Raw genomic sequence first — 13,391 nt, 5'->3', positions numbered from 1 at the left:
GACCACGATTAACCCCAGCGTGCCTATGGTACGCTGGGGTTAATCGTGGTCTGTCCCCGGTTTTAAGCTACTCGCCTTCGGCAACCGCCTTCATACTTAAACGAATACGACCTTGCTTGTCGACTTCCAGTACCTTGACGCGAATAACGTCACCCTCTGATAGCTTGTCACTGACATTCTGTACTCGTTCTTCAGAGATCTGTGAGATATGAACCAGACCATCCTTACCGGGCAGGATGGTGACAAAGGCACCAAAGTCCATCAACTTGGCAACCTTGCCTTCATAGATCATGCCCACTTCAACATCAGCGGTTAACTGTATGATGCGACGCTTGGCCTCTTCCGCACTGGTGGCATCCACCGAGGCAATCTTGATCATACCTTCATCATTAATATCAATCGAGGTGCCGGTCTCTTCGGTCAGCGCACGAATAGTTGCACCACCCTTACCAATCACATCACGGATCTTGTCTGGGTTAATCTTGAAAGTAGTATAACGTGGTGCATAATCAGACATCTCTTCACGCGCACTACTGAGAACCTTGTTCATCTCACCCAGGATATGGATACGGGCATCATGCGCCTGTGCCAATGCCTGTTCCATGATCTCACGGGTAATACCCTCGATCTTGATATCCATCTGCAACGCGGTCACACCGGCTTCAGTACCGGCAACTTTAAAGTCCATATCACCGAGATGATCTTCATCACCCATGATGTCGGTCAGGACGGCAAATTTATCACCTTCCTTGATCAGACCCATGGCTACACCGGCAACCGGGGCCTTTAATGGCACACCCGCATCCATCATCGACAGTGAGCTACCACAGACACTGGCCATGGAACTGGAACCATTGGATTCGGTAATCTCAGAAACCACACGAATGGTGTAGGGGAAATCATCGACATCCGGCATCATCGCAGCAACACCGCGTTTTGCCAGACGACCATGACCGATCTCACGACGTTTTGGACTACCGGTAAAACCGGTCTCGCCGACGCAGTAAGGAGGGAAATTATAGTGCAACATGAAAGGATCACGACGTTCACCCTGAAGCGAATCAATGATCTGTGCATCACGCGCCGTACCCAAGGTGGTCACTACTAATGCCTGGGTCTCACCACGAGTAAACAGGGCTGAACCATGAGTACGAGGTAACACACCGGTACGCACGGTAATGGGACGTACCGTTGTGGTATCACGACCATCAATACGGGAACCACCAGAGATGATACGCGAACGTACAATCGTCTTCTCCAGATTTTCAATCGCACCACTAACTTCTTCTTTGCTGAATGTAGCATCATCACCACCTACCAGCTGTTCCTTGATCAAGCCACGGATATCACCCAGCATGGCATAACGATCCTGCTTGTCAGCAATCTGATAAGCATCGGACAGAGAAGTTTCACCGGCGGCCAGAACGGCCTCATTCACGGCCTCATTAGGCTCAGGTGCCTGCCAGTTCCAGGAGGGTGTTGCTACCTCGGCTGCCAGCTCCTTAATCGCAGTAACAACCACCTGCATCTGTTCATGACCATAGATCACAGAACCCAGCATCACCTCTTCAGACAGACCACTGGCCTCGGACTCCACCATCAACACGGCATCTTCAGTACCTGCCACGACCAGATCCAGATCCGAATCTTCCAGCTGACTAATGGTGGGATTCAAAACATACTCACCATTGATATAACCAACACGAGCAGCACCCACCGGGCCATTAAACGGCATACCCGAGATAGCTAATGCAGCCGATGAACCAATCAGAGCAGGAATATCAGGATCAATATCAGGATCAACCGAAACCACGGTCGCAATCACCTGCACCTCATTAGTAAAACCTTTAGGAAATAACGGGCGCAATGGGCGATCAATTAAACGACAGATCAGGGTCTCAGACTCAGAAGGACGACCTTCACGACGGAAGAAGCCACCTGGAATTTTGCCCGCAGCATAAGTACGTTCCTGATAGTTCACGGTCAACGGGAAGAAGTCACGCCCCTCACCTGCATCCTTGATGCCCACAGCGGTACAAAATACCGAGGTATCACCGATACTCACCATGACAGCACCACTCGCCTGTCGTGCAATCTCACCGGTTTCTAATGTAACGGTGTGCTCACCAAACTGAAACGTCTTTTTAATAGGATTCACAGGGGTTCCTTGATCTTATGTTGAAGTAAAATAGACTATCGAAAAAACTAGCGACGCAGACCCAGGCTTGCAATCAAATCCTGATAACGCTGGCTGCTCTTACCCTTAAGATAATCAAGTAACTTACGACGCTGATTAACCATCTGTAACAGACCACGACGTGAATGGTGATCTTTCTTATGGGTATTAAAATGTTCGGTCAGATGCTGAATATTGGCAGTCAACAGGGCAACCTGTACTTCCGGGGAACCGGTATCGCCCTGACTACGCTGATATTCACTAACAATCTGGCCTTTTTGTTCTGCATTCAAAGACATTGAATTTACTCCTAAAGGTGTCTACTTCTAAGCCGGCATATTGTACGCGCGACACGGTTTTGAGACAAGTTTTACATAAAAATACATCAAAAAAATTTGCGTTTATCCGGTTTTAATCAAGCGCTTGGGTGCTACCCGACCATCATCAAGGATTTCTCCCATGCCCAGAAATTGTTTTTCACCCTGAAACAGGCGCACCATGCCACTGGTCGGTGCCTTAGGCACCAGTACCGCTTGCCCCTGCTGGATATAAAAGGCCGAATCAGCCGTTAATGATACCGCTGGGAAGGCAGCCAACGCAGCCTCCACCTTAAGCAGTTTACTATCCAGAGAACGGGAATCCTCGGCATGCATCGCCTCCAGTTCATCCAATGTCACCATGTCACCCTGAAACGGCCCGACGCTGGTACGGCGTAGCGCCGACACATAGGCACCACAGCCCAGAGCCTCACCAATATCCTCAACCAGAGTGCGGATGTAAGTACCCTTACTGCAATGCACCTCAATCTCAAACAGAGGCGACTCCAGACGTGTCAATTGCAGATCCATGATCTCGACCTCACGCGCTTCACGTTCAACCTCAATCCCCTGACGCGCCAGTTTATACAGCCGTTCACCCTTGTGCTTCAGGGCTGAATACATCGGCGGGATCTGTTTGATCTTGCCACGAAAAGCACACAACACCTGTTCCACCTGTTGCTCAGTCAAGGCTGGTACTTCACGCTCTTCCAACACATCGCCCTCAGCATCACCGGTGGCTGTTTTGATACCCAGAGTCGCCTCGACCCGATAACGCTTGTCTGCATCCAGCAAAAAGGCCGAGACCTTGGTTGCCTCACCCAGACAAAGTGGCAACATACCACTGGCAAGCGGATCAAGACTCCCGGTATGCCCCGCCTTACGCGCATAAAACAAATTCTTGACGCGTTGCAGTGCCTCATTGGAAGTTAAACCCAAGGGCTTATCCAACAACAGGATACCATGAACAATTCTACCTTTTGGACGACGATGACGTGCCATAAATTCTATCCGTTGTAGCTAATATTTAATACAGACTCAGTTCTCATTGCTCTCATCTTCAGCAATCGCCTGACTAATCAAGGCATCGAGACGTTCACCTTGCTCAATGGATACATCATGGACAAAGTGCAACTGAGGAACGGTGCGAGTCAGCAGCATTTGTCCTAACCGATGACGCAGAAAACCCGCCGCACGTTCCAGCACGGCCATTGATTCCTTAGCCGATGCCTCATCACCCAATATACTGATATAGACTTTGGCATGTGACAGATCGCGCACCACTTCAACACCCGATATACTCACCATACCCAGACGTGGATCTTTGATTTGTTCACGAATCAGGCTCGACAGATCACGCTGAATCTGTTCACCCACTCGACGTGTTCTGGAGAAATCTCTAGGCATAATACAATTAGACTAAAATAAACAAGTTGTAGATCAAGACCAACAACTAATCAATCGTTCTGGCAACCTCGGTTCGTTCAAAGACTTCGATCTGATCACCTACGTGCACATCAGTGTAGTTCTTAACACCAATACCACACTCAGTACCTGAACGAACCTCATTCACATCATCCTTGTGACGACGTAATGACTCCAGCTCACCTTCATAGATCACCACATCATCGCGCAACACGCGAATCGGCAAGCTACGACGAATACTGCCCTCAATTACCATGCTACCCGCGATGGTGCCAAATTTGGAGGAACGGAAGACATCCTTAACCTCAGCAAGACCGACAATCTCTTCTCTAACCTCGGGAGAAAGCATGCCACTCAGTGCCTTCTTCACCTCATCAATCACGTCATAGATCACACTGTAATAGTGTAGATCGATATCATTTTCTTCAATCAACTTACGCGAGGTCGCATCCGCACGGACATTAAAACCAAGCATAATTGCACGCGACGCCAATGCCAGACCGACATCGGATTCGTTGATACCGCCGACACCACCGGCAACGATATTAACCCTGACCTCATCGGTTGATAATTTATTCAGTGATTCACGCAATGCCTCCATACTACCCTGCACATCGGCCTTAATCACCAGATTCAACGCCTCGACCTTACCTGAACTCATGGTAGAAAAGGCATCTTCCAAACGCGCCTGCTGTTGATGCGCTAACTTCTGATCTCTGTCCTTATCCTTTCTGAACACAGCAATCTCACGCGCCTTACGCTCATTCTCAACCACATGCATCTCGTTACCCGCATGTGGCACACCCGACAGACCCAAAACAACAACAGGAGTCACAGGACCGGCCTGATCAATAACATTGCCATCTTCATCAAACATAGCACGCACACGACCATACTCACTACCGGTCAGGATGACATCACCACGTTTCAAGATACCGTTACGAATCAGGATAGTTGCTACCGGGCCACGCCCGCGATCCAGACTAGATTCAATCACAATACCATTGGCAGGACATTCCTCAACAGCGGTCAACTCCATCATCTCTGCCTGTAACGAGATCGCCTCCAGCAGATTATCAACGCCTTCACCAGTCTTGGCAGACACATTGACAAAGATAGCATCACCGCCCCAATCTTCGGGAATAACATCATGCTGAGACAACTCATTCTTGACCCGTTCAGGATCAGCAGCCTCTCGATCAATCTTATTAACAGCAATAATTAATGGAACTTCACCCGCCTTGGCATGTTTTATGGCTTCAATCGTCTGAGGCATCACACCATCATCAGCAGCCACCACCAAAATAACGATATCGGTTAGTTGTGCACCACGCGCACGCATCGAGGTAAAGGCAGCATGACCAGGGGTATCCAGGAAGGTAATATTGCCCTTACTAGTCTCCACATGATAAGCACCAACATGCTGAGTAATGCCACCGGATTCACCATCGGCCACCTTAGTCGAACGAATATAATCCAGTAAGGAAGTTTTACCATGATCAACATGTCCCATCACCGTAACCACGGGTGCCCGTGATAACAACTCACCCTCAACCTCGGAGAGTTCTTCCAACAAGCGATTTTCAATCTCGTTATCACTCACCAGGACCGACTTGTGTCCCAGTTCATCAACCACCAGTTCCGCCGTTTCCTGATCCAGGTTCTGATTAATTGTTGCCATCGTGCCCATATTCATCAATACCTTGATCACCTCAGCGGCCTTGATCGACATCTTCTGCGCCAGTTCAGATACGGTAATAGACTCAGGAATATTCACCTCCTGCACCATTGGCTGAGTTGGCTTGGCAAAACCATGTTCATCAGAAGATTGTATGCTTACTGTACGTTTACGCTTGGCACCCTTTCTACGACGACCACTCTTGTCTGTTGCCACATGCAATTCGGCACGGCCATAACGACCCTTACGCGCCTTGTTATCCGCACCACCTGCCTTTCCACGTCCTGGCTTACGCTGATCCTTTTCAGGTGTAGCATTAGCCTTACGAGGAGGTTGTTTATCTGTATTAGCCTTGGCTTCCTGCTCAGCAATACGTTGTGCATCTGCTGTCTGTTGGCGCGAGGCATCTTCTGCTGCCTTAATCTTTGCCTTGGCATCATCCTCAGCCTTGACCTTGGCATCCTCTTCAGCCTGAACTTTTGCCTTAGCATCTTCTTCGGCCTTGATTTTGGCATCCTCGACCGCTTGAATCTTAGCGTCTTCTTCAGCCTTGATTCGATCTTCTTCTTCAGTCTTTAATCGAGCTTCTTCTTCCACTGCACTACGACTAACATAGGTGCGTTTTTTACGCACAACAACATTAACCGTACGTGTCGTTGCACCACTACCACGACCACGGCCGGTAGGAGCAGAAGCAACTTTCAAGGTAGAACGCTTACTGCGATTCAGCGTTACCTTTTTTGTCGATGCTTCTTTATCATCTAACTTGCCATGTGACTGACGCAAGTGAGCTAATAATTCCATCTTTTCATCATTAGAGATCACATCATCATCTTTAGAGAATGACATACCCGCCTGTCCTAGTTGGATAAGTAATTCATCCACTGGCATACGTATTACTTCTGCGAGTTGTTTAACCGTTACATCAGCCATCTTGCCTGCCTATACCTTAAATATTTCTCGAAATCAGCCCTGTTGTTCTTCTGCAAACCAGGGTGCACGCGCAGTCATAATCAATTGACCAGCACGTTCTTCGTCCATGCCATCGATATCCATCAATTCATCAATCGACTGTTCAGCCAGATCTTCCATGGTAATAATTGAACGCCCCACCAATTCAAAGGCCAGCTCTTCATTCATACCATCCATCTCCAGCAAGTCCTGTGCCGGTTGTTTATCACCAATTTTTTCTTCCTTGGCTAGTGCCCGGGTCAGCAATACATCACGCGCACGACCGCGTAACTCTTCAACCATCCCCTCATCAAACTCTTCAATCGCCAACAGCTCACTGGTAGGCACATAGGCTAGCTCTTCGATACTTGAAAAACCTTCCTGAGCCAGGATCACAGCAATCTCTTCATCCACATCCAGGGCATCCATAAATACGCCCTGCAAGCTCTTCGCCTCTTGCTCACTCTTGGCCTCAGCATCGGCACTGGTCATAACGTTCAGTTCCCACCCAGTCAATTGACTGGCAAGACGTACATTCTGTCCACCACGACCAATAGCCTGTGACAACTGATCCTCATCAATCGCCAGATCCATACAATGCTTCTCTTCTTCCAGAATAATGGATTCCACCTCAGCCGGTGACATGGCATTAATCACAAATTGCGCAGGATTATCATCCCACAGAATAATATCAACGCGTTCACCCGCCAGCTCATTAGAGACTGCCTGCACACGCGAACCACGCATACCGACACAGGCACCCACTGGATCAATACGAGGATCATTGGTCTTTACCGCAATCTTGGCACGCAGACCCGGATCACGCGCCGCACCCAGGATCTCGATCAGATCCTGACCCACCTCGGGCACTTCGAGCTTAAATAACTCAACCAAAAACTCAGGAGCAATACGACTGACAAATAATTGTGGGCCACGCACCTCAGCATCAATATATTCCAGATAACCGCGAATACGATCATTAGGACGTACCGCCTCACGCGCAATCATTTTGTCACGCGGGATAATTGCCTCGGCATTACCACCCAGATCCAGATGTATATTACCACGATCAATACGTTTAACCGTACCTGTCACCAGCTCACCGACACGATCCTTATAGGCCTCCAGCACCAGGGCACGTTCTGCCTCACGCACTTTTTGCACAATCACCTGCTTGGCAATCTGCGCCGTAATACGGCCAAAACCGACCGATTCCATAGGCTCTTCTATATAATCACCAATGGCAAGATCCGGGTCACGCTGAATCGCAGCCGCATGCAAGACCTGCCAATCAGGCGATTCAAAATTCTCATCTTCATCATCCATCACCAACCAACGACGGAAGGTCTCATAATCACCGGATTCACGATCAATCGCCACGCGCACATCAATCTCAGAACTATGCTTCTTCCTGGTCGCCGTGGCCAACGCCAACTCGATTGCCTCGAAAATAATCTCTTTGCTGACACCCTTCTCATTCGAGACCGCATCAACCACCATCAAAATTTCTTTTTTCATGACTACATTTCCAAAAGATATTAAACGTCCGGCACCAAACGTGCCTTGTCGATATCATTAAAGGGTAATAGAAACTCTACCCCATCATTATCCAGCAGAATAACCTGCCCTTCCTGTAAACCTTGCAACACACCCTTGAACTTACGTTGCCCATCAATAAAACCATGCATCTGTATCTTGACCCGATGGCCAGCAAAGCGTTCGAAATCACTCTCCTTAAACAAAGGCCGATCGAGCCCAGGAGAGGATACCTCCAGGTTAAATTTACCCTGAATAGGTTCTTCTACATCCAGCAGACCACTCACCTGATAACTGACTTTCTGACAATCATCCAGCATGATCCCGCCTTCCTTATCTATATAGATACGCAATAGGCTGTGCGAACCACTCGGCACATACTCAATACCCACCAATTCATAACCCATTGAATCAACTACAGGTTCAATCAATTCGTGCAAAGTCTTCGGTTTTTGCTGCATCTATCTCTTACGGAAACAAAAAATGGGCCAATGGCCCACTTCTAACTCCCGACATAACAAGCTAATCGGTGGCGTATTATAAACAAAATTTGGGGAGAGTGCCAAGTGTTATGTGAGAATCGACTAAAAATGAACCCAAAAAGAGGATTTCACATGATACCCTAACACCTAACATTCAATCGAATACTACTTGATTCATATCATTATGAATTCTTCGGAATAATCGTCTGAATAAGGCTAGTCAATAACAATGGCCAAAGTATCCAATGAATTACAGCCACAAAATTTAGGTAGGCCCACATCATCACCCCTCTAGGCGCAAGATATGGCCATGGATCCCAACCAAGTATAGGCACATGATAGCGAAATGCCATTGCCAAGCCTCTTCCGACTCTGGTTGTCCAATCATGCGTATTACTGGGAACCATAATCGTTCTAAGCCGCATCACCTCAATCCGTTTTTTATCACTTTGTTCTATTTTCAATAACGAGAGTTCAGTGTCTGTAGATAACTCCACCACATCAACATATTCTGATGCAATCCATGCTGATGAAAACAAAAACCACATCAACATAAAAACCAGGACAGGGGCACTTTTAGTCCCATAACCAATCAATGAGTGAATCATCATCATTGCAGTAAGGTGCCGCCTTGGTTCTCGCCACTGCTCCTGCCTGCGCATCGCACGATGCACTTGATCAGATAACTTCCTGTCACCCTGATTCCTCAATATCTGCTCTATTTGCATATAAGTCGATTTCTTAAATCGAGAAGCATGATCAAGAATTCGTAGGAATTTCCGACCCAGATCATCCTCCTGAGCACCTGTTGACCAGCGATCAACCTTTACATCACTAAGATCCATAACATGTGGGATATGACCAAATATCTGCCAATGCCCAATCTGGGCACGTTCTACTATGAGCACAGGCCTGCTATTTTCAGAAAAAGCTTCTTTGTAAGGATTACCACTCCGAATAATTTGAATCAAGTCACGCCAGGTTTGTTGCTTAATATTCAAGGTGATTCTAATCTCTTGCTTCTTATCACTATCAACGTTATCAGAGCTATCACATTTCGCTCTGTTTTTTCTGGTAATATTTATAGACAACGATATCTCAAACAGACTATGCGCCAAATACCCAGACACAATAAACAACCCCAGAAAGAAAAAATCACCTGTAACCATATGATTATATAAAAAATAAAACAGCCCTATTAGCAATGCCCCGAATACAAGCAATGAACCCATGTAGCTATTCAATAAAAAATCATTTTCTTTCCCTTCTTTCCCTTCATCATGGAACTTATCCTTCCATAAAGTTGGCACCATAGGAAGATCTTTATCTAAGCAACCGAGCCCAGAAGCGTCATAATCTTTTTTTCTTGCACATGTAAAACCAAACAATATTATCAGATAAAACAACGAGAAAAATAATATAACGAGGGCAGGAGTTTCATGAAAACTCATATTCCATTGCATATCATCTAAAATCACCTTTACGCACACACCCAATAAAGCTATAAAAAATGCAGTGGTAAATACAAAAAAAAGATGAGTTTTTTCATCTTTTTTTTCATCAGATTCCGGAACAATACCACGATCTATTGCCCCACCCTTAAAACAGACACCCGAAACAATCAGATGATCAATTTTCGCCCCTGATAAATCAACAACACCATTCCCAAAGTCTGCATGCTCCAAAAACTGACCCGAAGCATTCTTCGCGTCATTAGGATAAAGCAAAAAACGTCCGGTAATAACTGAATTTCTCGCATTAACGACAACTAACTTATTATTCGCAGACTTTAATCTCAATCCAGTCAAATCAACATCACCCTCGACACTAACTAACTGCATATTCAATTCATCGCACACTAACCCTGATTTACTTACTCCGTACCCTACCCCATTTATTTTATCATCTGATGGAGCATAAATATGATCGTTTATTTGAGAATCCCGTAAATCAATTTTACCATTAACCATCAAATTAGTAAGATCGATTGAACCTCCAATCTTATTTGCAGTTAACTTGACATCACCAGATATTTCACCTCGAAGCCTATAATTGTTAGACGAATCAGACGAATCAGACGAATCAGACGAATCAGACGAATCAGACGAATCAGTTTGATCCGCCAAATCAAAAATAATAGCCTTCGCATCTACAGACCCTAGCCGAATACTGCCCCCAATAGAACACGATATTAACTGAAGCGATGTTTCATAGTCACTTGCCTGATCAAACCCCATAGATTCTCTAGTTTTAATATGAGTAAGATCAACGTCACCTCTTACGTCTATAGATCGAATATCAATCCAGGACGTCTCCGTTGGTACAATCGTATCACCTTTTTTATCATCACGAACAAGACCGGATCTAATTCTTACTTCACCAAAGGTTCCGGTCACTATCATTAGACCTCTATCCAATCTTCCAGCATCAACCCTGACCCATTCCATTACCGCACCTGACAGTGTGGTTTTACCTTCCACAATAAGTGCGATTTTACCCGTGGCAAACAAACCACCACCCACTTCGGAAGATTTTAAATTCAAATCACCTCTGATGTACGTCCCGCATAGATCAACGACCCCATGTATAGATGCGCACTGAAGAGATAGTTCACCCAGTGTTGTGCGATAAAGTGGCGACACCATATCAGTGCTTGGGTCGAAAATCATTCCCGCTTTAAAAGCCCCCCCGATCCGAGCATTAGTGAATTCAACATAACCACCAAAGTAAGTACCATTAAGAATAACATCCCCTGATACATGAATATTACTGGCCTCACATTTACCACCAATGAATCCCAATTGCTTAATCTTATGATTTTCAACATCTGCTGTAGGCTTATCCCAACAGGCAGAAACCTCCAGACTCCCTGAAACATTTGACCCTGATAATATCAAAACTTTTTCTTTGCCTAATATATAACGCTCTAGAAAATCCTGCGCTTTTTCTTTAGCATATGGCATACATATCGCCTTATATACTGTATCTGGTATACAGATCTCATCACTGCTATCTTTGCCTTCATTCATCTCTGGTTTCTTTATCACTTGCATACCATTAAATAAGGCATTTCCCTTTATATACATATTGGGCGCATATATCCCCCCAAAAACACTACAACATGAAAACTCCAGATGACCATGAACATTGATACGATCTAGTTTGATTGCATCTTTACAATCCCCCTTGTCAAATTGACAGCCTGACACCTTCAATAATCCATTAATCGTCACTAACGAAAGATTAAAACTCTTGTTAAATATACAGTTGGAAAAAACAAGATTACGATTGAAGCTATTATTCTTAAATGATAATTGATCAATGAAAACAACATTTTTAAAATGAAGGGTATAGGCCATGGAATTATCAGATGAAAAACATACATCGCCAACGACAGCAATATCTTCAATCACTATCTCATTACAGCACTCTGCATCAATCCCTGATGATATATCTAACCCCAGATCATTGATGCACTTCCTGATATACCCAATCAATTCAGAATTGGTCTTTATATCACCCTGACCGGGCAATGTATCGTGGTCAATATATTCCCGATAATCATGAATTATCGTTTCTCCATATTTCATAGACCCCATAACGACCACCCTATCAATAAATACAAAACATTGACCATACTACATAACTTATATATCCTGTACAAATACTAATGATTTTCACACTAATGGATTATGGTTGTGTCAAAAATAAAAAGAAATCTACTATTACAATTCTTCGTACGCTGCATCCTGTACAGCACCGCAGGTATATTGGCACTCATAGCCGATCCCTTTGGCCTGGAAAGTCAAAGTGATGATGCATCACGGGATGTATTCTATCGTTTAATTTCTCCTCTCTATTCATCCAAAGTACAAAAAGACATCGTCATTGTTCTACTCAATGAAAAAAGCATCCAGTCTCTTTATGATTCTCGAATAATCGCTTCTAATGAGTGGCCTATCCTCTACCAAGATCACGGATATCTTATTAGTCGTATAGCAAACTACCATCCAAGAGCAATATTCGTTGACGTGTATTTTAAAAAGAATCGCTCAACAGATAATACATTTGACGCCATGTACAGACGAATAAAAAGGGCATCTGATTATAATAATGTACCTATGTATTTTTCTAGAGGAACAGGAACAGAGAGTCTCACGCCTATCCAAAAAAAAATATCTGAGCTTGGGCAATTAACAGTCAATGGGTGGAGCGGATACATCCAAGGATACCCTCTCGAAGAGAACAACATCCCTACCGTAGCGGCAGCACTTTATGTTGAGAGTTGTGGCAAAGATGCCCCATTCAATGCTTGCTCCGATAATTACATCGATATCACTAAAAAATCCAGGGGACCAATTTCAGTGCTTTGGGGGAACAGTCCAGCACCTCCTGTTATCCGTCAAACCATTAAGGAATGTTCGAAGAAAAACATCTTTTCGCAATTAATTGGAGGGTTATTTTCGGGTATTTTAGATATAAATCCAGAAGACTACCTTACTAGCACAGACTGTCCATTTCACCAAATGATTGGCATAAATGAGTTAATTGCTATCGACAAGGGCATTTATGATGACACAAGAAATGATCGCTTTAAAAAACAACTAGAAGAAGCACTGCGAGATAAAATAATATTTTACGCTATCGACTTTAACGGCGTAAACAATCGCATAGTCACACCTGTTCATGGAACACTTCCATCCGTGTTCCTTCATGCAATGGCATTAGACAATTTAATTCAATACGGAAATAACTATGTACGTACCAATGAAGACATGGGAAATTTTATTGCCACCATCACTTGGTTATTTATCGTCATAATATTT

General features: G+C 45.0%; 9 protein-coding genes. 1 reads left to right on the top strand and 8 read right to left on the bottom strand.

Going from position 1 to position 13,391, the window contains the following annotated elements; translation table 11 throughout:
- Nucleotides 1-67: 67 nt before the first annotated feature.
- The 8 genes from pnp to GXP22_08355 all read right to left on the bottom strand — a co-directional run bounded on the left by pnp (nucleotide 68) and on the right by GXP22_08355 (nucleotide 12,155).
- A complete protein-coding gene (pnp, locus tag GXP22_08390; GenBank protein ID NOX09487.1) occupies nucleotides 68-2,158 on the bottom strand; it encodes a polyribonucleotide nucleotidyltransferase in 2,091 nt (696 codons plus the stop codon).
- A 47-nt stretch (nucleotides 2,159-2,205) separates the two neighbouring features.
- A complete protein-coding gene (gene rpsO, locus GXP22_08385; GenBank protein ID NOX09486.1) occupies nucleotides 2,206-2,475 on the bottom strand; it encodes a 30S ribosomal protein S15 in 270 nt (89 codons plus the stop codon).
- 102 nt (nucleotides 2,476-2,577) lie between these two features.
- Complete coding sequence (truB, locus tag GXP22_08380; GenBank protein ID NOX09485.1) at nucleotides 2,578-3,495, bottom strand: tRNA pseudouridine(55) synthase TruB; 918 nt, start codon at nucleotides 3,493-3,495, stop codon at nucleotides 2,578-2,580.
- A 36-nt stretch (nucleotides 3,496-3,531) separates the two neighbouring features.
- Entirely contained in the window at nucleotides 3,532-3,900 is a 369-nt protein-coding gene (rbfA, locus tag GXP22_08375) for a 30S ribosome-binding factor RbfA (protein ID NOX09484.1), read from the bottom strand.
- A gap of 46 nt (nucleotides 3,901-3,946) precedes the next feature.
- Nucleotides 3,947-6,529: a translation initiation factor IF-2 gene (infB, locus tag GXP22_08370; GenBank protein ID NOX09483.1), complete on the bottom strand. Its 2,583-nt coding sequence runs from the start codon at nucleotides 6,527-6,529 to the stop codon at nucleotides 3,947-3,949.
- 33 nt (nucleotides 6,530-6,562) lie between these two features.
- On the bottom strand, nucleotides 6,563-8,065 hold the full coding sequence (gene nusA, locus GXP22_08365; GenBank protein ID NOX09482.1) for a transcription termination/antitermination protein NusA: 1,503 nt from the start codon (nucleotides 8,063-8,065) through the stop codon (nucleotides 6,563-6,565).
- Nucleotides 8,066-8,085: 20 nt separating this feature from the next.
- Complete coding sequence (rimP, locus tag GXP22_08360; GenBank protein ID NOX09481.1) at nucleotides 8,086-8,544, bottom strand: ribosome maturation factor RimP; 459 nt, start codon at nucleotides 8,542-8,544, stop codon at nucleotides 8,086-8,088.
- A 203-nt stretch (nucleotides 8,545-8,747) separates the two neighbouring features.
- Nucleotides 8,748-12,155 carry a hypothetical protein gene (locus GXP22_08355; GenBank protein ID NOX09480.1) on the bottom strand — a complete coding sequence of 1,136 codons (3,408 nt, stop codon included), beginning with the start codon at nucleotides 12,153-12,155 and terminating at the stop codon, nucleotides 8,748-8,750.
- Between the two features lie 108 nt (nucleotides 12,156-12,263).
- Here GXP22_08355 and GXP22_08350 point away from each other — a divergent pair.
- Nucleotides 12,264-13,391: CHASE2 domain-containing protein (locus tag GXP22_08350; protein NOX09479.1), on the top strand; the 1,128-nt coding region annotated here is incomplete at its 3' end.

Source organism: Gammaproteobacteria bacterium, assembly GCA_013151035.1.
Lineage (GTDB): Bacteria > Pseudomonadota > Gammaproteobacteria > JAADJB01 > JAADJB01 > JAADJB01.
This window is presented reverse-complemented; position numbering and strand designations above follow the sequence as displayed.

What these genes read in the sequence shown, in the direction of transcription:
- GXP22_08355 (NOX09480.1), bottom strand. Translation starts at nt 12,155, where the DNA reads ATGAAATATGGAGAAACGATAATTCATGATTATCGGGAATATATTGAC.
- nusA (NOX09482.1), bottom strand. Translation starts at nt 8,065, where the DNA reads ATGAAAAAAGAAATTTTGATGGTGGTTGATGCGGTCTCGAATGAGAAG.
- truB (NOX09485.1), bottom strand. Translation starts at nt 3,495, where the DNA reads ATGGCACGTCATCGTCGTCCAAAAGGTAGAATTGTTCATGGTATCCTG.
- rbfA (NOX09484.1), bottom strand. Translation starts at nt 3,900, where the DNA reads ATGCCTAGAGATTTCTCCAGAACACGTCGAGTGGGTGAACAGATTCAG.
- rimP (NOX09481.1), bottom strand. Translation starts at nt 8,544, where the DNA reads ATGCAGCAAAAACCGAAGACTTTGCACGAATTGATTGAACCTGTAGTT.
- rpsO (NOX09486.1), bottom strand. Translation starts at nt 2,475, where the DNA reads ATGTCTTTGAATGCAGAACAAAAAGGCCAGATTGTTAGTGAATATCAG.
- infB (NOX09483.1), bottom strand. Translation starts at nt 6,529, where the DNA reads ATGGCTGATGTAACGGTTAAACAACTCGCAGAAGTAATACGTATGCCA.